Source organism: Pseudomonas sp. GQ91 (genome assembly GCF_059758795.1).
Window position 1 is genome coordinate 151,800 of sequence record NZ_JCAXED010000004.1, and the last position, 21,868, is coordinate 173,667.

Sequence of the window (21,868 nt, forward strand, 5' to 3'; positions counted from 1 at the left end):
GGCTCGCCTCTCGCCAAGTGGGCATCGCCCACCTCCCGCGGATATGCCGGGCGATGCCCCAGACGGCGCAATCAAGGTTGTGCGCCCGGTGTCCGGCCGCTGGGAATCACTGGTCATGCTGCTGGTGGCCTTGGCCGTCATCGCCAGCGTGAGCGGTTATGTGATGCTACGCCCACAGAAAGCCGGCCCTCCGCCCCCCTTGAGCTGGCAGGTGCGGTCCTTCGATGGCCTGGGCCCGACCGATCAAGCCATACATAGCGCGCTGTTGCCTGCCGGAGAAGAAATTATCTGGTTCAACAACGATACCGGCGGCTGGATCACGCTGGAGCAGGCCCAGAAGATCGTGCTCCCCCCCTTCTACCAAGACGCATTCTGGAAGACCAATGGCGAGGTGCACTGGCAATTGATTCTGCCTGGCGCCCACCAGCCCCATGCTTCTCCAGTCGACGAATCAGTCGACACGACTGTCGCCCCAACGGGCCAGACAGCCAACGAAGTGTCGCAAGGCACCCAGGGCCAGGGCGCTACGGTCTACTACGGAACTGCCGGCCGCGTGCCGGGCCAGAGCGCCTACCTGCTCATCATCGGGCATGCACATGCCGGTGTCATGTGGGCCAACCAGGCGACGATCTGGGTCCACGCCGACCCGAACGCGCCCTACCCTGGCATCGTCAAGCCCGAATCGCTGGTTGGCAAAGGCTGGCGCCAGGTCATCCCTTACGACGGCGCCAGCGAAGTCGAACGCGTAAAAGGAACTCAGCCATGACCGCTTCCGTAAACCACCGCACACGGCGGCGCCGCTGCATCGCGCTTCTGCTGCTGATCCCCTCCATCATACTCGCCGGACAGGCGCACGCCGTGAACAAGAAACTCAAAGTCGGCGTCACACTGCATCCCTACTACAGCTTCGTGGCAAACATCGTCGGTGATCGGGCCGAGGTCGTTGCACTCATTCCGGGGGAGGCGAATCCGCATAATTACCAGCCGCACGCCGACGACATCACGCGCGCGATGAGTCTCGATGCCTTGGTAGTCAACGGCATCGGACACGATGAATGGGCCTTCGAGATCATCAAGGCCGCCGGCCGCGGGGCGACACTGCCGCTCATCCAGGCCAATGCCTCGGTTGCGCTCATTCCTGTCGGCGGCGACCAGGGCGACGCCAAGGTGGCCAACCCCCATACCTTTGTATCCACCACGGCAGCGATACAACAGGTATTCGAGATCACTCGCCGGTTGGGCGAGCTGGACCCGGACAACGCTGGTGCGTATCGACACAACGCGCTGGCGTATGCCGCGCGCATCCGGGCACTACGGGCTCGTTTCATGACCCGCTTCGCCGTGCTGGATCTGTCTTCATTCCGCTGCGCCACAACGCACGCCGGCTACGACTACCTGATGCAGGAGTTCGGCCTGTTTGTGAGCGCGGTCATTGAGCCGCGCCATGGCGTCGCGCCGACTGCGCGCCAGTTGGCCAACACCATCGAAGCAATCAAGAAGGCCAATGTGCGCGTGCTGTTCGCCGAGAAAAACTTCTCCATCGACTTGGCCAAACCTATCGAGGCCGCCACCGGCGTGAAGGTCTTCGCGCTATCGCACATCACCGGCAGCGCCTACAACGCGGACGAATTCGAGGTGGCAATGCGTGAAAACCTCGAGACCTTGGCCGCGGCCGTCGAGTTTACGCAGCAATGAATAAGAACGCAGCGATGCGCGGACCCGCCGTAGTGTTTGATAACGTCTCACTGCAACTGGGAGGTGCGCCCGTGCTCGACGCGGTGAGCTTTCGCGTGGAAGCCGGCGCGCTGCACTGCCTGGTAGGCCCGAACGGCGGCGGCAAGACCTCGCTGGTGCGCGCGCTGCTGGGACAAATGCCGCATTCGGGGGCCATCCGCTTCGAGGGCGAGGTCACAGGGCCGGTGGGGTATGTCCCGCAATTGCCGGACTTCGACCGCAACGTGCCGATGACGGTCAAGGATGTCATGGCCCTTCTCGGTCAACGCAGGCCGGCCTTCCTCGGTTCGAACCGCTCCGCCAGGACGGCCTATGCCGAAGCCCTGGAACGTACCGGGGTTGCCGGCATGGGCGGAAAACCCTTCGGTAGCTTGTCCGGAGGCCAGCGCCAGCGCGTGCTGCTGGCCCAGGCGATCAGCCCGGCGCCCTGGCTGCTGATCCTCGATGAACCTACCGCGGGTATCGATGAGCCGGGTGTGCGCCTGGTGGAAGCGCTGGTGGCCGAACTGCACGGCCGCGGCGTCACCATTCTCTGGATCAATCACGACCTCGAGCAGGTCAGGCGCGTCGCGCAATCCGTGACCGCGATCAACCGGCGGGTGCTGTTCCACGGCTCCCTCGACCAGGTCGCCGGTCAACTGGAGGACATCCGATGAACGCCCTGTACGACTTCATTCGCGACCACCTCCAGGCGCTCGCCGCGAGACACATTCTGCCGCAACCGTTCGAGTACGAGTTCGTGATCAATGCGCTGCTCTGCGCACTGCTCATCGGCCCCTTGCTGGGGGTGCTGGGCTCGATGGTGATGATCAAGCGCATGGCGTTTTTCAGCCAGTCCGTCGGCAATGCGGCGATGACCGGCGTTGCGATTGGCGTGCTGATCGGCGAATCCTACACCTCCCCCTATCTGTCGATGTTCGGCTTCTGCCTGCTGTTCGCCCTGACCCTGAAGTACACGCAACACCGCACGACGTTGTCCAACGACACGCTGATCGGCGTGTTCCTGTCTATCTCCCTGGCGGTCGGGGCCTCGTTGCTGCTGTTCGTGTCGGCAAAGATCAATACCCACGTGATGGAAAGCGTGCTGTTCGGCTCCATCCTGGCGGTGGACTACACCGACATGAACGTGCTGCTGGGCGTCTCGGTGGTGTGCGCGCTCGTCGGGCTGCCACTGTACAACGGCATGCTGCTGGCCAGCCTCAATCCCAGCCTGGCGCAGGCTCGCGGCGTGCCGGTGCGCGCCGTTGAATACTTGTTCGTCGTACTGGTGACCTTGGTGACGGTGGCCTGCCTGAAGATCATCGGCGCGGTGCTCGTCGAAGCCCTGCTGCTGATACCGGCGGCGGCGGCACGCAACGTCAGCCGTTCACTCCCGGGGCTGGTCGCGCTCGCGATGCTGATTGCGACGTTTTCCTGCGTGATCGGCATCCTGGCCCCCATGCAATTTCACCTACCGGTGCCGACAGGTGGCGCAATCGTGATAGTCGCCGCGTTGGTGTTCGTCGCGACTACCGTCATCCGCGCCACCGCGTCCCGCTTCAGAGGTGCCAGCCTATGAAGGCGCGTTGGTCACATCGATCCTGGCTGGCGATACTGGCCCTGCTGTTGGGCGGCCAGCTGTCTGCCTTCGCGGATTCCGCCAGGCAACGGGTACTTGTCGCCCTGCCGTCGGTGTATGCGCTGACCGCGGCGCTCAGCGAGGGCACCCATATCGACGCCGTGCGTCTTCCCCCGGATGGCGCCGTGCCCATGGAAAGCCAGGCCAACGCATTGTCGCGCCTGGATGCCGCCGTGTTCCAGCACGCCGACGCGGTGGTCACCCTGGGCAGCCTGTGGCGCGCGGACCCGCTGTTTGCGACGGCACGTCGACACAATCTGCGGATCATCGAGATCGATGCCTCGCGCTCATGGGACAGCATCAAGCCCGGCGTAGCCGTGGTTCGCGTACCCTCGAACGACGTTCCCTGGGCCGTCACGCGCGATGTCGATACGGGCTTGTCGCCCTACGCCTGGCTCGGCCCCATCAACGCCATGCGCATGTCGGCGCTTATCGCGGCCGACCTGGCACGCCTGTCCCCTGCCGATGCGCCGCGCATGGAGCGCAACCTCGCCACCCTCGAAGGCCGCTTGCGCCGGATCAAGGCCGACTACGGTGCCCGGCTGGTGGAGCTGGCGGATCCGCGCGTGCTGTCGCTGGCCAATGAGTTCATTTACCTGTTCGGCGAGTTCGGGATCTTCGTCGACGGCTGGTTCGTGCGCCAGGACATCGAATGGAGCGAGGCTGACCGCGCCGCGCTGACCCGATACCTGCGCGAGCGGGACATCCGCGTGGTGGTCCATAAATGGGCGCCGGACGCCAAGATCGCCCAGGCCATCCAGGACGCAGGCGCACGGCTGCTGATTCTGGATACCGGCAACCCGGGAATACTCGCCGACGCGGCCAGCGGATACGACGCACTCCTGCGCTCGAACCTGGAAGCCTTGCTGGCAGCCTTCGCCGCGGCTGACAACGGTCATACGAACGACGATGGCCATTCGCCCGGTCAATGATCAACCTCGACGGTGGAGACCGAAGACCTTATGAAACCGATAGGATCAGCACATCGGATAACACTGGCAGGCGCCCTTTTGTTCTGCCAGGCAGCCTTGGCCCATGCCCCCGTTTTCGACTGCTACATCGAACGCGATGACGGGGTGAAGTGCGAGGCGGGTTTTACCGACGGTAGCTCAGCCGCGGGCCGAAAGATCCATGTCCGAGACATGAGCGACAAAGTGTTGCTCGAAGGCAATGTCGGCGAGGACAACACTTACAGCTTCCAGCCGCCCGCCGACACCTACTCCGTGGTGTTCCTCGGGGGCAACGGGCATGACGTCACGATCCAGTCCTCCGACATTACAAGGTGAAACCAACCATGGCGATCAAACCAAGACTGCTCCAAGCCGTTGCCGCGGCGTCGCTCATCTGCCTGACCGGCCCGGCGCAGGCCCATTTCCAGATGATCTACCTCAAGGATACGGCGTTGCAGCGCGCGGAAAAACTGGAGTTCGCGCTAGTGTTCACGCACCCCTTCTCCGGCGGCCCCACCCTGGTCATGGATGAACCCCGCAGCTTCAGCCATACCACCTCGCAGAACGGCGGGAAAACCGATCTGCGCCAATACTTGCGCCCGGTCGAATGGCAGAGCCGCGAGAACCGAGCGACCGCCTATCGCGCGTCAATTCCACGGGAGTTGATGCGCGCGCTGGGCGACCATATTTTCGTACTCGAACCCGAGCCCTACCTGGAAGCCGAGGAAGGCCTGTACATCCAGCAATTCACCAAGTTGGTGATGAACGTCGGCGGCGTACCCGGCAACTGGGCCGAACCGCAGGGATTGCCGGTTGAGATCCAACCCCTCAGCAAGCCTTATGCAAACTGGACGGGCGGAGTGTTCCGCGCCGTGGTGCTGGCCGACGGCAAGCCCGTTCCGTTCGCAGAGTTCGAAATCGAATACCTCAACCATTCCGTCGATATCGAGAAAAACGCCTTCGGCCAGCAAGAATATGTAACGGCACCTCAAGCCTCCTTCAAAACCCTGAGCACCTACGCGGATTCCGCAGGCATCGTGACCATCGGACTGCCTCGGGCCGGCTGGTGGGGCATCGCAGCGCTCAACATCGGTGCAACGAAAACCCATAAGGGCAAGCCCCTGTCGCAGGACGCCGTGCTGTGGGTGCAGGCCAGGGATATGCAATGACACCAAACGGCTATTGCCGATCACGGCATCTTGCATACGACAGAACCCGCGGGCTGAATCGCAGGTCGCATGAGACCTCCTGCGTGTGGACCAGGTCCGGCAAACCCGGCTTGGCAATCAATCACGGGTTGCCTTGCTTTTCCATCCTGGCCCGCATGGTTCCGGCGATAACCTTCGCCAATGCGGACTGGTCAAATGGTTTTGGCAATCGCGTCAATGTGGATTTGAGATCGAGAGAAATTTCCGCAAATCCTGAGGAAAGAATGATAGGAAGTTCAGGAAACAGCGGCTCGATCTTGTTGGCAAGTTCAATCCCCGTCATGTCCGGCATTGCCATGTCCGTGATAACCAGGTCGAAGTGCTCGCCTTGCGTCAACAAAGCCAACGCATCCTGCCCGCCCGCCGCCGGAACGACATGATGCCCCAGGTCTTCGAGCATCGCTCCAGTGCTGATCAGCACTAGCGGATCGTCATCTACCAGCAGAATGTCGAGGCTTCGCTGATGGGGCGGACCGGGCGTGTATGGGGTTGATGCCAGTTGCGTTGACTGCGTGGTATCCATCACCGCCACAGGCAGCCAAAGCTCTGCGGTCGTGCCTTCGCCGAGGGCACTTTTCAACACAAAGTGGCCTTGGGATTGTGCAGCCAGGCCATGCACCATCGAAAGGCCAAGCCCCGTGCCTTTCCCTGCGCCTTTCGTGGTGAAAAACGGCTCCATTGCCCGTTGCAAGATTGCCTCACTCATCCCGGGCCCGGTGTCGATGACAGAGATGCAAATCAGCCTTTCTGACGCATTCGGGCTGTCGGGAAACGAATCCTCCCGCGCCGAAATCAGAATCCTTCCCTGACCGTCCATTGCGTCCCGGGCGTTGATGACCAGATTCATTACGGCCATTTCCAGTTGGCTCATGTCGACCAACACCGGGTGCATGACCAACGGGAATTGGGTGTCTACCCTGATGCCAACCCCCAACATACGGGACAGCAGGTCGGACATGTTTCTGATCAGGTTTCCCACATCCACCGGCTGCGGATCAAGTTCCTGGCGACGAGCAAAGGCCAGCATTCGCTGAGTAAGCGACGTGCCCCGCTGGGCGCCAGCGATGGCGTTATTGAGCAATGAATAGGTTCTTGAGTCCTGGGGTACATGCTTCTTGGCAAGTTCAAGACTTCCAAGGATCACCATGAGGAGATTGTTGAAATCATGCGCGATACCGCCCGTAAGCTGACCCAGAGACTCCATTTTCTGAGCGTGGAATAAAGCTTCCCTGGTTTCCTTGATCTCCTGTTGTGCCTGGACGCTTTCGGTAACGTCCCTGGTGATCTTCGCGAAACCAATGAACTCGCCCAGCTCATTCTTGATCGGGTCGATAACGACATGAGCCAGGAAACTCGTGCCGTCTTTGCGCAAGCGCCAGCCCTGGCCCTCGTAGCGCCCTTCTCTGATAACCGTTTCAAGGGCACGCTGGGGGACCTTGTTGTCTACGTCCTCACGCTGGAAAAACATTGAATAATGCTTCCCTATGACTTCTGCGGGCTCATAACCCTTGATGCGCTGGGCACCCATGTTCCAGGTTGTGATGACGCCAGAGGCATCCAGCATATAGAGCGCGTAGTCGGTCACGCCTTGGACAAGCAGACTGAATTGCTGCTCGCTTTGGCGTAGCGCCTGCTCCGCTGCCTTACGTTCGGTCAGGTCCCGTGTGACTTTTGCGAAGCCTATCAGCGTGCCATCGGCGGCGCGTATCGGGTCGATGATCACCAACGCCCAGAAACGCGTGCCGTCCTTCCTGACGCGCCAGCCTTCGCCTTCGAAGCGTCCGGACTCATCAGCGCTCTTGAGCGCTCGGTTTGGTAAATCCGATGCCAAATCTTCCGCGGTGTAAAACAGCGAAAAATGCTTGCCCAGTACTTCACTTTGATCGTACTGCTTAATCCGCCTGGCACCTGGATTCCAGCTACGAATTAACCCATTCGCATCAAGCATATAGATGGCGTAGTCGACCACCGCTTCTACGAGCAGTCGATACCGGTCGTCCTGATTGAAAGACCCCTGTGTCGGTGCGGATGGCATCAGGACAGCCTCGAGCAAAAATGAGTGATTCGATCCGGAAGTATGTCGAAAAAGCCTCCGCACCAACCAGCTTAATCTGAATGGCTTCTGCAGATTGACCATCATCAGACACGCGGTTTGCGGGTGTGTTCAGGCGGCTCGCCAGCAATTCTGCAAAGCTGACAGCCCCTAGGCTCCGCAAAAAATACTCCATTTTTTCGACCGAATGAACAGACATGCAAGGTGATCTAGGTTTCCAGCCTTTATTCACGCTCAATGGCCAGCGGCGAGACGTGATGCCCGCCACTCTACCTGTATATTTTTTGATCGCCGGCTAAAACGCCTTGGCCACTTGGCATCAGCACGGTTATCCACAGACATACTCACGGATTTCGTGGATAACTCGTTCGATATAGGTCTGCCGGAGAAGTGGACCCTGTGGTGTCCGATTTGAAAATGCCGCGTTGGCATCAAAGTTGGCAGTCTGGAGCACCGCCCCCCATCCGCCATAGGTACCTACACAACTTTGCCTCAACGCTTAAATCCAGGCAGATAGGACTGTTGTGGCGAGCGGGCTTGCCCCGCGCTGGGGCTGCGAAGCAGCCCCAAAACCAGCCGCTACCGAGTATCTGATACACCGCATTCGGCTTACTCGGGCTGCTTCGCAGCCCAGCGCGGGACAAGCCCGCTCGCCACAAGGAAAGTCGTCAGTTTTTGAAACTTGTGTAGATACCTATGCCCATCCGGACAGGGATTCCGGTGGAGGGCAAGAGCGTACCTGGCACGCTTGGGACGGGTCTCAGTCGGTTTGCGGCCAATCCTCGTCGGGAACGTCGTAGATATCACCGCCCTCCACGCCATCGATTTCGTACTGTGTCAGATAGTCGCCGAGCAGGTCGCCGAAGTGGTCCTGCTGCGTCTGTCGCTTGCCCTCCGCGATAAGGCCTGGAAGCAAGAGCGCAACCGCGCCGACGCCCGCCGCCACGGTGCCTAGGACTCCAGCCAGCGGGGCCATCGCCGCCCTGACTGCCAGATGGCCTAAAAGGCCTGCGCCGCCCTCGATCGCTGATGCCAGGCCCGCCAACGACGCCAGTGCGCCTGAAGTGATGCCGATACCACCACTGACGAGGTCGCCCTTGCGAATCGACTGAACCCCATCAAAGATTCCGTACGCACCCGCAACTATGCCGGCCAAACCGCCAATACCCTTGGCACCGCTTTCAAACTTGTCGGCAGTGCCAGTGAGAGATTTTATGGGGTCGTCGAAAAAGGCCCTGATTTTCGGATCAAGATCAATGTTTCCTTTGTTTTTCAGGTAGTTTTTCAGGTTCTTGGCACCACCCTCGGTGAGCAGGGTCGTGGTCATGACCGATCCTGTGGTGATGTCTATGATGTTTCGTTCGGTCAGGTTTGCACCATTCTGAGCGCCTTTGGCGATCGTCACACCAGCCATGAAGATGCCGCTCATGCCATGCAGTACCCCTTTGTCGGACAAGTTCTTGAGGTCGGGGTTGAGCCAGGACGACTTCAATTCCGCAAGCGACTTGGTGCCTTGGCGCAGGATGTCCCAATTCGAACGGATACCCGCGACGATCTGGTCGGCCGTTGCGACGGTGCCATCCGGATTGGTCACCAGTTCCGGATTGGACTGGATAAGCGTCTCGGCCATCGTCCTGACTTTTGCCTCGTCAAGCTCGTCACCGCCATTGATACCCAGGGCTTGCTTGACATCCTCGAAGGTGCCGTCTTTCATGGCGTTGTCACGCCCGATCCGGCTGAAATTGTCGTTCAACTGCGGGTCGAAACCTGCGGTGACGCTGGGATCCAGCGCCGCGTTGTAGAGCGCAACCTCCGCGGAGAAGGTGCCGACCGCTTCTTCGAAGGTGCCCGTTTGCATCAGTTCTTCCAGTCGCGTCCCGGAAGCAAGCGAGTGCTCGTAATAATCCTGGAACGCCTGGGCATGCTGAGAGGCAGCGAGCCCCTTCTGAATTTCTGCCCGATCATTGATGCCGAGCGCTTCCTGATAAAGCGTTGCCGTGGAGAAGTATTCGGCCAGCACCGCCTGTTGGTCAGTGCTGCCGTCTTTCGTATGCTTGTCCCATAGCGCATCAAGAGCTGCACCGGACTTGATGTCTTCGTAGTTTTTTTGCACCGAGTCCTTTAACCCAGGAACTGCCTCAAATAGATTGGCCATCTGCGTCGAGGTGGTTTCATTAAGAAACTTGACCACCTCGGGATCACTTTGTAGCTGCTCAATGTGGCTGTTGACATCGGCAAGCAGCTTGTTGGGATCCGGATGGCTGCGCACAGCGTTGGCGATGGACACCTTACCGTAGTCATCACTCCACATACCTGCAGCCGCACCGTCGATGATCAACTGTTGGGCCTTGAGCAGATCCTGTAACACCGCGGCCCGCTGTTCGACGGAATAGTTGCCTGGATTTTCGAAGACGTCCTTGCCCAGGTCACGGGTATCGATGCCGGAGACCGAGTTGCTATTCGCTACCTGGTTAAGGAATAGCAGTGCGTCCCCAGAGGTCTTGGGGCTGGCGGTCTTCAGCCAGTTTTGGATATCGTTCTTGCCGAGCTTCCCATCAGGTCTGCTCTCCAATGGTTTCCCAGCGGTTTCAAGCATTTCGAACGCCCCCGTCTGCGACCAGAAAGTCAGGGCTTGCTTCAAGTCATCGCTGATGTTCGGGTTTTCATCCAGGTATTTCTGCAAGGCCTCGCGCGACAAATGTTTACCGCTATCGGTCCGATCGCTGATCTCGTCAAAGTTCTCCAGCAGCAGCGCCGAATGCTTCGCAAGCTCCAGGGAGGTTGCGTCAGCATTCGGGGAAGCTTTCAGAAAGTCGTTATAGGCGCCGATGTCGTCGGCTTTGACTGCAACAGGGCGTAGCCACGCATTCAAATCGTTGCTGCTGATTTTGCCGTCGGCCTTGTTGTTGTGTGCCTTGGTATCAAGCAGGTCAAAAAACCCTTTGTTATCGAGCAGGAACTGGGCCGCCTCGCGCTCTTGCGCGCTTCGATTATCATCGGCAGCGAACTTCCTCAAATCCTTATCACTGACAATACTGTCGGAGCCATTCCAGTCGTCCCATCGATCACGGACCGTTTCGATGATCTCGCTGTTCTGTTCGTAAAACTTGTTCTGGTAGCCTTCCTGCTTCCAAACCACCTGATTGTAGAGGTCAGGCGTCACATCCTTCGAGACATTGATCTTTTCGCCATTGATGGTCAGGCGGATAAAGCCAGTGTGTTCATCCGGGGGCAGGATGTCTGCGCTCGCCAGCTCTTCTGCTGATAGAAGCGCGCCATCGCCGCGCAATGCAAAGCCTTCGTCGTTGCCCTTTTGCAACGCATCAACCTTGTCGAAGTAATCAGGTGTCGCTTCCTTGCTGATAGTGATTTCTTTGCCCTCTTCGTCCCGGGCTGTGTAGGCCACCACCTCGTCATTTACCAGCCATGCCGTGAGGTTCTCGAGATCCTGGAGCGGTACGGTTTCGTCGTTACGCAGCGTGCGTCCGTGTTGCTGCTTCAGCGCTTCGATCAAGGTGCCAACCGTTTCTTGCACCGCCACGCCTACCGCACCGCCCAGGTCAGACTTTTTATCGCTGACGTGCTTGCGAGCCGCGCCCAGTATTTTCTCAAAGCGCTGACCCACTCCAGAATCAGGGAATTGGTTATCTGTTGGGCGGGCGTTGCTGTCGATTCGCAAGGGGGCGTCCTCCTGATCATAGAGCCGATAGAGCTAGGGAAATCAACTATTACCGTTGAACATTACAGGGGGATGACTTGGCCGGGCGGATACCACGCAAAGGTGGACGCAGGGAGAGAACCGGCGTTACAGCCGCTCTAGCGCAGCGCTTGCTCTCCATTTCGTAACACTTGCCACGTTTGTACCGCCCCCCGCAGCCACCCTCAAATCAACCGTGCGGCCACCAGGATATCCGCCACGGCCTGGAAGGTATTGTCCGGCACCGGGTCCCCCGGCACGGCCCGTCGGGCGATTTCATTGGCCAGGACGCTATCAAGGCTATGGGCGATCCCCAGGCCCGAGGCCTGCGCGAGCATCTGCGCCGCCTCCTCGAACTCGGCCTTGCACACCACGACCGGCACCGGGGTTTCACCGCGCACGTAACGTATGCCCACCACCCAGCCACCCGCGGAGCCGACCATCAACGATGCACGGTTCACCCCCAGCTTGGTGGCCAGGGCTTGCATTTCGCGGCGTTGGCGCTGGCGTTCCTGCTTGATCATCGGATCGCCGTCGCTGTCCTTGCGTTCGCGCTTCTGTTCGCTGAGGGTCATTTTCATGTCGCGGCCGAACAACCAGCGTTGCATCAGCACGTCTGCCGCGCCGACCAGCAAGAAGGCGGCCAGCACCGTGAATACCAGCGGCTTAAGCACCAGATAGAAGGTCGATTCGATGCAGCCAGCACCGCAGCGCGATGACTCCATCAGCGCCTGTAACGCCATGCGCCCGACCACGTAGAAGGCCAGGCCCAGGAGCACGACCTTGACCACGCCCTTCAGGAATTCGACGAAGCTGCGCATCGAAAAAATGCGTTTGAAGCCTTCGGACGGGTTGATGCGCTTGATGTCTGGCTTGATCGGCTCGACCGAGAACACCACGCCACGCATGGTGATGATGTTGGTCAGGATCACCGTCCCCACGGTCACGGCCACCACCGGCAGGGTGAGGTTGATCAGCAATTGCTCGGCGGTGTCCAGCACGCGTGGCCAGACGCTGTGAAAGGGCTCGATGTAGATCAGCGCGATCAGGTCCAGCAACGCGGTGATCTGTGCCTGGGCCTTGGGTACCATGATCGAGATGCACAGCGTGCAGAACAGGATGACCATGCCCGAGACCAGGTCCTGACTCTTCGACACCTGGCCTTTCTTGCGCGCTTCACGAAGCTTCTTGTCCGTTGCCGGCTGGGATTTCTCCTCGCTGCTATCGCTCATCGGCGCGTCGCCCGATAAAGACGCTCATGCCGAGCCCGCCAGGGTCTTGAGAAGCTCCACGATGCCGCGAAACTCGCCAAGCTGATCGAGCATCACCGGGATCAGGAAACTGATGTAGACCACCATCAAGATACTGAAGAACAGATTCTTCACCGGCAACGACAGGTCGAAGATGTGCAGGTTGGGCGCCATGCGCGACAGATAGGCGAGCATCAGGTCGGTGACCAGCATGCAGATGATCAGCGGCCCGACCATGATCACGCCGATGCGCATCACCTGGTCAAGGATCTGCAGCACCGCCATCAGCGCCGAACTGGCGAACAACGGTGTGAACGCGGTAACCGGCCATAAAAGGTAACTGTGGTAATAGCCGTCGACCATCATTATGAAACCGCTGGACATGAAAAACAGGGCGATCAGCATCACCGTCAGCAAAGTGGCCATGACACTGGACTCGCCCGATGACAACGGGTCGAGCAGTTGGGCCATGGTCGAGCCACGCTGCAGGTCGACCAACTCACCAGCCACTTCCGCGGCCCAAAACGGAATGCCGAACAGCAGGCCGATGAGGATACCGATCAGGAATTCCTTGACCAGTAAACCCGCCAGGAAAAACCCACCATGCTCTGGCAATGCCGTGAAAGCGCCGTACACCGGAACGAACATGGGAATCGCAATGGACACCGCGACGCAGCTGCGAATCATGCCGGTCAGGCCCAGGCGGTTGAAGGCCGGGGTGATCACCACCACGCCCATGGCGCGGCTGGCGGACAGCGCCGCCGAGCTGATGACTGGATAGGCGACTTCGATGAACTGGTTGGCAAGCTCTATATTCATGCCATTCAGCGCGTCCACAACGGGAAGTTGTCCAGCACCTGGTTACCCAGTTCAATCACCTGGCTGGCCAGGAGCGGCCCAACGAACACGATCGTCAGCAGCACCGCCACCAGCTTGACCGCCTGCGGCAGGGTCTGGTCCTGGATCTGGGTCAGGGCCTGCAGCAAACCCACTCCCAAGCCCACGATAATCGCGACAGCCAGCGCCGGGGCGGACAGAAGCAGCACCGTCATCAGCGCCTGATTCATCAATGAAAGAAAGACATCCTGGCCCATTATGTCCCCCCATAGCTGAGAATCAGGCCATGCATCAAGCGCGACCAGCCGCTCAAGGCGACAAAAAGAAAGAGCTTCAGCGGTATGGAGATCAGCGTCGGCGAGACCATGGACATGCCCATGGCCATCAGCACATTGGCCACCAGCAAATCCACCACCAGAAACGGCACATACAGCAGAAAACCGATTTCGAACGCGCGGGTCAGCTCGGAGCTGACGAACGCCGGCACCAGCACCACCAGATCATCGTCGCGCAGGTCGGCCCGGGCTTCGGGGGACCAGATGGTCTCAGTGGCCTTGATAAAAAAACCGCGCTCGCTTTCGTTGGCGAAGCGCGCCAGGTGCGCCTGCAATGGCGGCCTCAGGGCATCACCAAAGGCGGTAAGCTGCTCGATACTCTCGATGTTGAGATCGCGGCCCTGGACCTGCCGGTACATGTCACCGATCAACGGCGTGGTGACGTAGACCGACAGGATCAGGGCGATGCCGTACAGCACCATATTGGGCGGTGTCTGTTGCACGCCCAGGGCGTTACGGATCAGGAACAGCACCACGGAGATTTTCATGAAACCGGTCAGGGTCACCACCGCCAGCGGAATCAAACCGATGGTGGCGACGACCACGATGATTTCAATCAAGTTGGGCTGGTAGCCATTCATGATGTGGCAATACTCAACACACGTACGCCGAGGCCGGGACCGATCTTGACCAGTTGTCCCTGGCCGACGCGACGCCCGTTGACCATCAGGTCGACGCTGTCCTGGCGTTGCTCGGTGAACGACAGCAGGCTGCCCTCGCCCAGTTCACGCAGTTGCGCCAGGGTCAATTCGACGCTGCCGGCCTGGCAGACCAGTTTCAGTGGCAATTCGTCCAGACACGAATCCAGGCTCCGCCCGTCCGGTGCTTCATTCATGGTGGGTGCTTCGCTCACAGGGAATTCCTTGGGAAAGTTGACGCACATCGGTGTTTCAAGCAGTTTCAGCGTGGTGCGGTCCTGGCCAGCCCGAGCGTACAGACGCTGGTTCACCGCCAGCCGCACCTGGGCCGTAGGCCAAGGATCGAGCATCACCACGTCACCCGGGTTGAGGCTGTACAGCTCGCCGACGCTCAGCTCGGCTTCGCCGGCCTCGACCGCCAGCCACAGACGCAGGTCTGTCAGTGCATGGGGAGCCGGCGATGCATGCTGGTCGAGCCATTGCGCGATCTGTTCGCCGGCCTTGGCGCTCAGGTGCAGCGCTACCGGCATCGACGAACCGCCGAGTTCAACCCGGGTTGCCAGATGCAACGGGCAGGGTTGCGCGGCCAGGACGGCATGGGCCGGGTCGGCGCGGTCAATCAAATGGAGGGATTGCCCGGTCAGGTGCTCCAGGGGTTCGATCAGGCTCAGCAGCGCCAACTCCAGCAGCATGGCGCCAGGCAAGGTCTGCACGTCCAGGGCAACGGGCACGCCCAGAATCTGCAGCGCCTGCGTTGGCAGGTGCAGCCTGACCGAAGCATCGCCCTCTTCGCCCAGCGCCAGCAACAGTTCAATCGCCGTGGCGTCAGGCTCGGCAGCGGAGCCCCAGTGCACGCCGATGGCCTGGCCTGCACATTCACCATGCCAGGCTTCGCGGTTGCGATGCAGGCGGTTGTGCACGTCCAACCATCGGCGGTCGACAGAAGGCAGATGCTCGGCAAAAGGTGTCCAGGATGAGTCCTGGCGACAGTTCACGTACGCCCTCCAGTGGCCACACGAGGAATTTCGTCGGCCTCCAGGCGGTGTTCGTCGACACGCCGCTCCTGGCGCTCGCGGCCATCGAGCAAAGTGTCGCAAGCTTCGCTCTGGCGCTGTCGAGCCACATGGGCCACCCGGAACACTTCACGCGTGTGCTCGTGGGCTTCCAGGGTGCGAGCGACTTCGCCGACGCTCACTTCCAGCTTTCTCTGACCGCCCTCGTACAACGCCTCCAAGTGGTCCTGGGCCGCCTGCCAGTCGCTGACCGACACGCCTTGGCTGATCAACCCGAAGATGCGTTCGGCTTCGCGGGCCAGGGCCTCACGATGCAGGCGCAGCGTTTCCTTGGCCTCGTCCAACGCGACGTGGGTTTCCCGACAGCGCTGCTGCTGGGCGACCAGTTGGCTGGACGCACGTTGTTCACGTAACTGGCGCAAGGCTTGAAGGTTGCGCATGTCATTGGTTTTCATCGGGCCTCCAGGGTTGTCATGCCATGACCCTGCGCATGTGCTTCAGGGTTTCATCGGGGCTGCTTGGCTCGTTGGCGCCTTGGCGCAAGAACGCTTCGATAGCGGCATGCCGCGCAATCGCCTCGTCGGCCAGCGGGTCGCTCCCGGCCGCGTATTCGCCGACGCGGATCAGCATTTCGATCTCGTTACGCCGCGCCATCAACTCGCGCATACGCATGGCCAGGTGGCGCTGCTCGTCGCCACACACCTGGTCCATCAGTCGGCTACGGCTTTGCAGCACATCCACCGCCGGAAAAAAGTTGCGTTGCGCCAGGTCGGCGCTGAGCACGATGTGCCCGTCGAGAATTGAGCGGGTTTCCTCGGCCACCGGGTCCATCGAAGCGTCGCCTTCGGTAAGCACGGTATACAATCCGGTGATGCTGCCGGTCTCGCCGGGGCCGGCGCGTTCAAGCAAGCGCGGCAAGGCCGAGAAGAAGGACGGCGGGTAACCGCGACGGGTCGGTGGCTCGCCCACCGCCAGGCCGATTTCGCGCTGGGCCCGGGCAAAGCGGGTCAGGCTATCCATCAGCAACAGCACGTGGCGGCCCTGGTCACGGTGATATTCGGCCAACGCGGTGGCAACGAAGGCCGCACGCACCCGCTCGGCGGCCGGGCGGTCGGAGGTGGCGACCACGGCAACGGTACGCCGCCGGGCCTCGGCGCCCATCTGCACATCGAGCAGTTCACGCACTTCACGGCCTCGCTCACCGATCAGGGCGATGATGATCACGTCGGCATTGGTATTGCGCACGATGCTGGCCAGCAGCGACGACTTGCCCACCCCCGGCTCACCGAAGATGCCCATGCGCTGGCCCTGGGCCAGGGTCAGCATGCCGTCGATGCTGCGCACCCCCAGGGACATCGGGTGGGCGATCAGTTGACGGCTGAACGGCGCGGGAGGCTCCGCATGCAAGGGATAACGCAACAACCCACCCAGCGGCGGGCTGCCATCGAGAAACTCACCCATGGGGCTGATCACCCGGCCCAACTGCGCATCGCCGACGCTCACCCCAAGGGTCTCGCCGGTGGCGATGATTTCGGTGCGGGTCGATAACCCGTCCATCGAACCGATGGGCGAAAGGATCGCCTCGTCATCCTCGAATCCGATGACTTCGGCAGCCAGGCTGCGGCCGCTGCCGGGTTCGCGCAGTTGGCACAGTTCGCCAATGTGCACACCGGCAACGCTGGCGCGCAGCAGCACGCCGCGGATACTGCGGATGGTGCCTTTCATGGGGCGCGGCCGGGCATTGACCAAGCGTTCGGCCAGGCGCGGCAGCAGATCATGGGGGATCACGCTCACGGTTGTGCCTCGTCGGCAAACGGCAGCAGGTTGCGGCGCAGATTGAGCAACTGGGCTTCGAGCCCCAGTTCTACCGAACCTACCGGGCTGCTCAAGCGTGCCTGGCCACCTTGCAAGCGATCGTCCGGCTCCACGGCAATCGCCGGCAGCTCACGCGCTTGCAGCTTGAGCTGCTGGCGCACGGCTTCGGCGTCCTGGCGCGAGACAAACAGGGTCAAGGCCTGGTCCTGGCGGAACGCCCCCAACGCCTTGCGGGTACAGCGCACCACACGCTCGGCATCGTTCATGTCATCGAGTATTTCGCGCACAATGCCCAGCGCCAGGTCAGCCAGGGACGTTTCCAGCCCGGCCAGCCAGGCATCGACCTTCAGCGAGGTTTCGCCCAGCAGCGCGCTGACCTGTTCGGCACCCTCCTGGCGACCGCTTTCAAACCCTTCGGCATGGGCTTGTTGCAACCAGCGCTCGCTGTCTTGCCGGATGGCCTCGGCCTGGTCACGGGCGGCCTGCAGGAAGGCGTAACCGTCGATCCACAGGTCAGCCTGCTCGGCGCGCAGGATCCGGACGGCAGGACGGGTTGGGAGTTCGCTCATCGGGCGCCCTGCTCTTCAAGCTGGTGGAGATTCAAAGCGGCGCTGCGCACAATGGCCAGGGCATTCGCCGCAGGTGCGCGAGTCACCGGCTCGCCCTCGGCTTGCAGCTCGGCAAAACGCAGGCACAGCCAAGGCCGTAGACTGGCAGGCTGCGCCTGCAGCCAGGCGGCTATACATCGGGCGCCATCGCGGTCGATGGTTTCCAGCAGTTCGGCCGGCTGGCGCAGTAAGTCGGCGCTGCTGCCCAAGGCACGGTTTGCCAACGCCAAGGCAAACACATCGCTGCCCAGCAAATCGCGCAGTTGGTTGACTGCATCGCCACGGATTTCGCGGCTCAGGGTAGTGCTATGCAAGATCGCGCCACACAGGCGCGGCAAACGCTGGAAGACTTCGCGGGGCAGCAGCAGGACCGGCAGATCGACGGCATCGGGCAGTGGCAGGCGATCGGGGGCTTGCAGTTCATGACTGCTGAGCAGCAAACGCAACAAACGCGCCCGGAAACGCGGCTGTGCGCGCAATGCACCCAGTTGCGCGCTGCCGAGGGTATCCGCAAAGCACGCCGCAAGAGAGTGGGTGCCGACGAACTCCAGTGGCTGCTCGATCAGCTCCTGCCATTGCTGCAACACGGCCTCACTCATTTAACCTCCTCCAGCGCATACAAGGCTTGAGAGGAGCGACGCTGCCAGTACTGCCAGCCCAACACGCCGGCCATCGACAGCACAGCCAACAACAGGACCCCGAACAACATCCATGCGCGGGTCAGGTTGTCTTCGAGGATCCATATCCCCAGGAAGCTGGCCAGGCGCGGCTGTGCATCGGCGCGACTGCTGACGGACGCAGCTTTGATCACCGTGACCGAGACGCCTTCGTAACTCAAACCGGAAATGCCGTTGGCCACCAGGGTTTTGATCTGAGGGATCAACGGGTTGATGTCGGTATTGGGGTCGTAGCGCACCAGCACTGAAGCCGACGACGGGGAAATCACCCGTTTGAGCAGGTCATTGTCGGGCAACACCACATGCACCCGGGCAGAGACCACACCGTCGATCAGCGAAACACTGTGCGAGAGTTCTTCACTGAGCGCATAGACCATCTGCGCCCTTTCCTGCACCGGGGAAGATACCAGGCCATTATTCTTGAACACCGCCCCCATGTTAGAAAAGGTCTGGCCCGGCAAGCCCGCTTCCTCGAGCAGGCTCATGGCTTCGGCAAAGCGCTTTTCGTCCACCACCACGCTGAGCTGGCCGTTTTCCTGGACCTTGCGAGAGGCCGGCACACCATCGCGCAGCAGCACTGCAACCATGGCGTTGGCCTCGCGTTCGCTGAGGTTGGTGTACAGGTCGATATCGCAGCCCTGCAGCAAGCTGGCAAAGGTCAGGACAATCATCAGGCGCACGGCATGGCAACGGCGGAACATGGCTTTATTGACCTTTCAAGAGCGTGTTGGCTGCGCCGGAAATCTGCGTCGCGCCACGAACGACCATCTGAGTTTCAATGGAGTAATCGAACATGCGGCCCAGTGACTGGACGATATGGTCGATCTGTTGATCTCCGACCTTTTTTGCCGGTTCGCCCGCTCCGGCACCCGTGGGTAGCGAAGCCAGTTGTTGGCTGCCGGCAGGCGCCACGGCGCTGCCCGTCATCGGCCCATTGGTCAGCGCATCGGCACGCTTGGCGAAGCTCTGCGAACGGTCAATGAAGCCGTTCAGGCGCTCCATCAGGCCTTCGCCGATTTGCTGTGGGCCGGCCCCGGCAGGCATGCCCTTGGCGCTGTCAGTCATGTGTTCAAACAGATTCTGGGAGGCCTGCAGATCGACCTGCCCCCCCGACGGCGGCTGGGCCGCCGTGGCTGTTGCTGCGAGACTTACAGTCATGGCGTGGGCCTATTCGTCGTCGTCCGACTGGGCTTCGTTGAGGATTTCCTGGGCACGCGGCATGATGATGAACTGGCCCCCGATAGTGACGGCCTGGGTGATCAGGGCCTCGGTGAGTTCTGCATCGCTCAGTTCGCTCTTGGCGTTGTCCACAGCGGCATTGAACCGCGCTTCGGAGGGGGCAGTAACAGCGTTGTTGTCGCTGATGGGGGTGACTGACATGGTGACTCTCCTTTACTGGGCTGATGAAACATCGAACGGATAATTGAGCCTACAGGCGCGTGCTTTCATTCTTGTGTCACTGCACCGCCCCTGAATACACGCACGCCGCGCTCGCGGGTCGCCGCCATCGGCGTCGACGTAAGCTGCTGGTCGTGGTACTGCCCGACCATCGCCAGCCAGGCCGGCGGTCCGGAGATGAACAACTCATCGCCATCGGGCCCGACACGCACTGACATAGGCTTGCCATAGACATCCCGGCTGGCGAGGTAATCCTGTAATTGCTCCAGTTGCCGACCCTGGACCTTGAATATTCGCGTCTCGGTTTCGGCGTCGGCTGAGAGGTAAAGCACATTGCCATCGAAGTACCAGGCCAGGCCGTTGAAGTCGCACAGCGCGGTGAGGAAATCCCCAGCAGTTTCAGCGCGTACCCGGCTACGCGACTGGCCGCGCACCTTGTCCGACATGACCACGGTCAGGCCCATGTTGTGGCCGAACTCTTCCAGCGCGTCGCGCACGTCCTGCGCGACCAGCACATAGGCATAGGGCCGAGTGAACCAGCTCGGCTGCTGGTCGGCGGGATCCGCGTCAGTTGGACTGGCGGCCAGCGAGTTAAGCGCCGCCAGCACCAGCGCCAGACCGATAGCAGCCAGTTTCAGGTTACCCATGCAATTGCTCCCCGCGACCGGCCGGATGGCACGAACCCACAAAAAAACGTGCATGTTTACGGATCATGTCAAGAAGATGACTTAAACGTCGGGCAACCTGTCGGGTCTGAGAGGTCAACACCCCTTGGTTTTGTGCCCTGCAAAATCCGCCGAAAGAGCTCTGTTCATGCCAAATCGTTTTGCCTACACATCGTTGTTGCTTGCCAGCGTCATTCTTGCTTCCTGCGCCAACCAGCCGAACGCCGATGGCAGCTACCAGCGCTACATGCAACTGGCCGGCGACCTGCAACAACGCGGTGATGCAGGATCTGCCGCGGCCTTGTACGAAAAAGCCAGCCAGGAACCGGACGCTAAGATCGAGGCCTGGTTGAAGCTGGGCGAGGCGCGCCTGGCCAGCGGCGATGCACGTGCCGCCGAGCGCGCCTATCAGCAAGCGCTGGAGCGCGACCCCGAGAGTGCCGCGGCATTGCTCGGCGTCGGCACTGCCCAACTGCACCAGGGCAAACTGGAACGCGCAGTCACCGCCCTGACCCAAGCCAGCGCGGGCAACGCTTCCCCCGAAGCATTCAACCGCCAGGGGGTGGCGCAGATGCTGCGTGGCCAGCCAGCGGCGGCCCAGGCGGCGTTCGCCCAAAGCCTGGTCCTGGCCCCCGCCAACCTGGATACCCAATGCAACCTGGCCCTCGCCTACGCCTTGGGCGGCCAGCCGCAACGGGCGCTGCAAACCATCAAGGCGGTACACGAGTCGCCCCGCGCCCAGGCCAGTCACCAACGCAACGCCCTGCTGGTCATGGTGTTGAGCGGCCGCGAAAAGGATCTCAAGACCCAGAACCTGGAAGACATCACGCCCCAGCAATACACCCGGTTGCTGACCGAGGCCCGACGCATCAAGGCCATCCAAGACCCGGCGATCCAGGCCCGTGAGCTGGGGCTGGTCGACAGCCGCTGAGCCAGAATGCTTCATTGACCCTCCTGCTTGTCGGCCTTGGCCTGCTGCTCGGCCAACCGCCGACGCAGCTCTTCCCGATCGTAACCTTCGATGTAGACCTGGGCTGCCCGGCCAACCGGCGCGGCCATGGTAGGGCCAGTCGCCCGGCCCTCGATCAGATCCGAAGGCTGCTCGACCATCTGCAGCAGTATCAGGTTATTCGCACAACCCGGCGGCAGCAGGCGCGAGTAGGTCCCAGCATCGGTATAGAAGCTGTCTTCGACCGGTGGTTCAAGGCACGCCACCGGCACCCGCTCAAGGCGACCATCGGCACGGATGAAGGCCTGGTAGTCCGGCGAATAGCTCACCGGATCAAGCTGGGTTTTGCAGGCAGTCAGTAGCCAGAGCACGCCGAACAGCAGAGCGGCCAGGGACCGGTGAGACGATTGAGGGTTCATGCTC

At 61.1% G+C, this 21,868-nt stretch carries 24 protein-coding genes; 8 read left to right on the forward strand and 16 right to left on the reverse strand.

Annotated elements, in window-relative coordinates:
• Positions 1-88 precede the first annotated feature (88 nt).
• The 7 genes from AC6CIA_RS07565 (at position 89) to AC6CIA_RS07595 (ending at position 5,471) form a co-directional block, all read left to right on the forward strand.
• Positions 89-766, forward strand: coding sequence for a DUF6162 family protein (locus tag AC6CIA_RS07565; RefSeq protein ID WP_498311325.1), 678 nt, complete (start codon positions 89-91; stop codon positions 764-766).
• On the forward strand, positions 763-1,695 hold the full coding sequence (locus AC6CIA_RS07570) for a metal ABC transporter solute-binding protein, Zn/Mn family (protein ID WP_498311326.1): 933 nt from the start codon (positions 763-765) through the stop codon (positions 1,693-1,695). The genes AC6CIA_RS07565 and AC6CIA_RS07570 overlap by 4 nt, the downstream gene beginning before the upstream one ends.
• Entirely contained in the window at positions 1,692-2,390 is a 699-nt protein-coding gene (locus AC6CIA_RS07575; protein WP_498311327.1) for a metal ABC transporter ATP-binding protein, read from the forward strand. Before AC6CIA_RS07570 ends, AC6CIA_RS07575 begins: the two co-directional genes overlap by 4 nt.
• The gene (locus tag AC6CIA_RS07580) at positions 2,387-3,292 is read left to right on the forward strand and encodes a metal ABC transporter permease (RefSeq protein WP_498311328.1); all 906 of its coding nucleotides are present in this window, start codon (positions 2,387-2,389) and stop codon (positions 3,290-3,292) included. The genes AC6CIA_RS07575 and AC6CIA_RS07580 overlap by 4 nt, the downstream gene beginning before the upstream one ends.
• Positions 3,289-4,284 (forward strand): metal ABC transporter solute-binding protein, Zn/Mn family, encoded by a 996-nt coding sequence (locus AC6CIA_RS07585; RefSeq protein ID WP_498311329.1) that lies wholly within the window; start codon positions 3,289-3,291, stop codon positions 4,282-4,284. The genes AC6CIA_RS07580 and AC6CIA_RS07585 overlap by 4 nt, the downstream gene beginning before the upstream one ends.
• A gap of 210 nt (positions 4,285-4,494) precedes the next feature.
• A complete protein-coding gene (locus AC6CIA_RS07590) occupies positions 4,495-4,638 on the forward strand; it encodes a hypothetical protein (RefSeq protein ID WP_339529856.1) in 144 nt (47 codons plus the stop codon).
• A gap of 8 nt (positions 4,639-4,646) precedes the next feature.
• Entirely contained in the window at positions 4,647-5,471 is an 825-nt protein-coding gene (locus tag AC6CIA_RS07595) for a DUF4198 domain-containing protein (RefSeq protein ID WP_498311330.1), read from the forward strand.
• A 121-nt stretch (positions 5,472-5,592) separates the two neighbouring features.
• Here the strand turns inward: AC6CIA_RS07595 and AC6CIA_RS07600 are convergent, their stop codons facing one another.
• The 15 genes from AC6CIA_RS07600 to AC6CIA_RS07670 all read right to left on the reverse strand — a co-directional run bounded on the left by AC6CIA_RS07600 (position 5,593) and on the right by AC6CIA_RS07670 (position 20,478).
• Positions 5,593-7,545: a hybrid sensor histidine kinase/response regulator gene (locus AC6CIA_RS07600; protein ID WP_498311510.1), complete on the reverse strand. Its 1,953-nt coding sequence runs from the start codon at positions 7,543-7,545 to the stop codon at positions 5,593-5,595.
• Positions 7,546-8,323: 778 nt separating this feature from the next.
• Positions 8,324-11,242 carry a type III effector HrpK domain-containing protein gene (locus tag AC6CIA_RS07605; protein ID WP_498311331.1) on the reverse strand — a complete coding sequence of 973 codons (2,919 nt, stop codon included), beginning with the start codon at positions 11,240-11,242 and terminating at the stop codon, positions 8,324-8,326.
• 203 nt (positions 11,243-11,445) lie between these two features.
• Entirely contained in the window at positions 11,446-12,492 is a 1,047-nt protein-coding gene (locus AC6CIA_RS07610; protein WP_498311332.1) for an EscU/YscU/HrcU family type III secretion system export apparatus switch protein, read from the reverse strand.
• A gap of 24 nt (positions 12,493-12,516) precedes the next feature.
• On the reverse strand, positions 12,517-13,329 hold the full coding sequence (gene sctT, locus AC6CIA_RS07615; protein WP_498311333.1) for a type III secretion system export apparatus subunit SctT: 813 nt from the start codon (positions 13,327-13,329) through the stop codon (positions 12,517-12,519).
• A gap of 5 nt (positions 13,330-13,334) precedes the next feature.
• The gene (sctS, locus tag AC6CIA_RS07620) at positions 13,335-13,604 is read right to left on the reverse strand and encodes a type III secretion system export apparatus subunit SctS (RefSeq protein WP_498311334.1); all 270 of its coding nucleotides are present in this window, start codon (positions 13,602-13,604) and stop codon (positions 13,335-13,337) included.
• On the reverse strand, positions 13,604-14,263 hold the full coding sequence (gene sctR, locus AC6CIA_RS07625; protein ID WP_498311335.1) for a type III secretion system export apparatus subunit SctR: 660 nt from the start codon (positions 14,261-14,263) through the stop codon (positions 13,604-13,606). Before sctR ends, sctS begins: the two co-directional genes overlap by 1 nt.
• On the reverse strand, positions 14,260-15,315 hold the full coding sequence (locus tag AC6CIA_RS07630; RefSeq protein WP_498311336.1) for a FliM/FliN family flagellar motor switch protein: 1,056 nt from the start codon (positions 15,313-15,315) through the stop codon (positions 14,260-14,262). The genes sctR and AC6CIA_RS07630 overlap by 4 nt, the downstream gene beginning before the upstream one ends.
• Entirely contained in the window at positions 15,312-15,788 is a 477-nt protein-coding gene (locus tag AC6CIA_RS07635) for a hypothetical protein (RefSeq protein WP_498311337.1), read from the reverse strand. The genes AC6CIA_RS07630 and AC6CIA_RS07635 overlap by 4 nt, the downstream gene beginning before the upstream one ends.
• A 16-nt stretch (positions 15,789-15,804) precedes the next feature.
• Positions 15,805-17,118 carry a FliI/YscN family ATPase gene (locus AC6CIA_RS07640; RefSeq protein ID WP_498311511.1) on the reverse strand — a complete coding sequence of 438 codons (1,314 nt, stop codon included), beginning with the start codon at positions 17,116-17,118 and terminating at the stop codon, positions 15,805-15,807.
• A 5-nt stretch (positions 17,119-17,123) separates the two neighbouring features.
• The gene (gene sctL / locus AC6CIA_RS07645) at positions 17,124-17,717 is read right to left on the reverse strand and encodes a type III secretion system stator protein SctL (RefSeq protein WP_084378705.1); all 594 of its coding nucleotides are present in this window, start codon (positions 17,715-17,717) and stop codon (positions 17,124-17,126) included.
• Positions 17,714-18,355 carry a type III secretion protein gene (locus tag AC6CIA_RS07650; RefSeq protein ID WP_498311339.1) on the reverse strand — a complete coding sequence of 214 codons (642 nt, stop codon included), beginning with the start codon at positions 18,353-18,355 and terminating at the stop codon, positions 17,714-17,716. The genes sctL and AC6CIA_RS07650 overlap by 4 nt, the downstream gene beginning before the upstream one ends.
• Positions 18,352-19,134, reverse strand: a complete 783-nt coding sequence (sctJ, locus tag AC6CIA_RS07655; protein ID WP_498311341.1) for a type III secretion system inner membrane ring lipoprotein SctJ — start codon at positions 19,132-19,134, stop codon at positions 18,352-18,354. The genes AC6CIA_RS07650 and sctJ overlap by 4 nt, the downstream gene beginning before the upstream one ends.
• Positions 19,135-19,138: 4 nt before the next feature.
• Positions 19,139-19,591, reverse strand: a complete 453-nt coding sequence (locus tag AC6CIA_RS07660) for a hypothetical protein (protein ID WP_498311342.1) — start codon at positions 19,589-19,591, stop codon at positions 19,139-19,141.
• A gap of 9 nt (positions 19,592-19,600) precedes the next feature.
• The gene (locus AC6CIA_RS07665; protein WP_186653841.1) at positions 19,601-19,813 is read right to left on the reverse strand and encodes a hypothetical protein; all 213 of its coding nucleotides are present in this window, start codon (positions 19,811-19,813) and stop codon (positions 19,601-19,603) included.
• A 65-nt stretch (positions 19,814-19,878) separates the two neighbouring features.
• Positions 19,879-20,478: a type III secretion protein gene (locus AC6CIA_RS07670; RefSeq protein WP_498311344.1), complete on the reverse strand. Its 600-nt coding sequence runs from the start codon at positions 20,476-20,478 to the stop codon at positions 19,879-19,881.
• 166 nt (positions 20,479-20,644) lie between these two features.
• Here AC6CIA_RS07670 and AC6CIA_RS07675 point away from each other — a divergent pair, with 166 nt between their 5' ends.
• The gene (locus AC6CIA_RS07675) at positions 20,645-21,427 is read left to right on the forward strand and encodes a tetratricopeptide repeat protein (RefSeq protein ID WP_498311346.1); all 783 of its coding nucleotides are present in this window, start codon (positions 20,645-20,647) and stop codon (positions 21,425-21,427) included.
• A gap of 11 nt (positions 21,428-21,438) precedes the next feature.
• Here AC6CIA_RS07675 and AC6CIA_RS07680 read toward each other — a convergent pair whose 3' ends face one another.
• Positions 21,439-21,864 (reverse strand): hypothetical protein, encoded by a 426-nt coding sequence (locus AC6CIA_RS07680; protein ID WP_498311348.1) that lies wholly within the window; start codon positions 21,862-21,864, stop codon positions 21,439-21,441.
• Positions 21,865-21,868 lie beyond the last annotated feature (4 nt).

Bases quoted from the DNA above. Each gene is read 5' to 3' on its own strand.
- AC6CIA_RS07570 (WP_498311326.1), top strand. From the start codon at position 763: ATGACCGCTTCCGTAAACCACCGCACACGGCGGCGCCGCTGCATCGCG.
- AC6CIA_RS07575 (WP_498311327.1), top strand. From the start codon at position 1,692: ATGAATAAGAACGCAGCGATGCGCGGACCCGCCGTAGTGTTTGATAAC.
- AC6CIA_RS07580 (WP_498311328.1), top strand. From the start codon at position 2,387: ATGAACGCCCTGTACGACTTCATTCGCGACCACCTCCAGGCGCTCGCC.
- AC6CIA_RS07585 (WP_498311329.1), top strand. From the start codon at position 3,289: ATGAAGGCGCGTTGGTCACATCGATCCTGGCTGGCGATACTGGCCCTG.
- AC6CIA_RS07590 (WP_339529856.1), top strand. From the start codon at position 4,495: ATGAGCGACAAAGTGTTGCTCGAAGGCAATGTCGGCGAGGACAACACT.
- AC6CIA_RS07595 (WP_498311330.1), top strand. From the start codon at position 4,647: ATGGCGATCAAACCAAGACTGCTCCAAGCCGTTGCCGCGGCGTCGCTC.
- AC6CIA_RS07600 (WP_498311510.1), bottom strand. From the start codon at position 7,545: ATGCCATCCGCACCGACACAGGGGTCTTTCAATCAGGACGACCGGTAT.
- AC6CIA_RS07610 (WP_498311332.1), bottom strand. From the start codon at position 12,492: ATGAGCGATAGCAGCGAGGAGAAATCCCAGCCGGCAACGGACAAGAAG.
- sctT (WP_498311333.1), bottom strand. From the start codon at position 13,329: ATGAATATAGAGCTTGCCAACCAGTTCATCGAAGTCGCCTATCCAGTC.
- sctS (WP_498311334.1), bottom strand. From the start codon at position 13,604: ATGGGCCAGGATGTCTTTCTTTCATTGATGAATCAGGCGCTGATGACG.
- sctR (WP_498311335.1), bottom strand. From the start codon at position 14,263: ATGAATGGCTACCAGCCCAACTTGATTGAAATCATCGTGGTCGTCGCC.
- AC6CIA_RS07635 (WP_498311337.1), bottom strand. From the start codon at position 15,788: ATGAAAACCAATGACATGCGCAACCTTCAAGCCTTGCGCCAGTTACGT.
- sctL (WP_084378705.1), bottom strand. From the start codon at position 17,717: ATGAGCGAACTCCCAACCCGTCCTGCCGTCCGGATCCTGCGCGCCGAG.
- AC6CIA_RS07650 (WP_498311339.1), bottom strand. From the start codon at position 18,355: ATGAGTGAGGCCGTGTTGCAGCAATGGCAGGAGCTGATCGAGCAGCCA.
- sctJ (WP_498311341.1), bottom strand. From the start codon at position 19,134: ATGTTCCGCCGTTGCCATGCCGTGCGCCTGATGATTGTCCTGACCTTT.
- AC6CIA_RS07660 (WP_498311342.1), bottom strand. From the start codon at position 19,591: ATGACTGTAAGTCTCGCAGCAACAGCCACGGCGGCCCAGCCGCCGTCG.
- AC6CIA_RS07665 (WP_186653841.1), bottom strand. From the start codon at position 19,813: ATGTCAGTCACCCCCATCAGCGACAACAACGCTGTTACTGCCCCCTCC.
- AC6CIA_RS07670 (WP_498311344.1), bottom strand. From the start codon at position 20,478: ATGGGTAACCTGAAACTGGCTGCTATCGGTCTGGCGCTGGTGCTGGCG.
- AC6CIA_RS07675 (WP_498311346.1), top strand. From the start codon at position 20,645: ATGCCAAATCGTTTTGCCTACACATCGTTGTTGCTTGCCAGCGTCATT.
- AC6CIA_RS07680 (WP_498311348.1), bottom strand. From the start codon at position 21,864: ATGAACCCTCAATCGTCTCACCGGTCCCTGGCCGCTCTGCTGTTCGGC.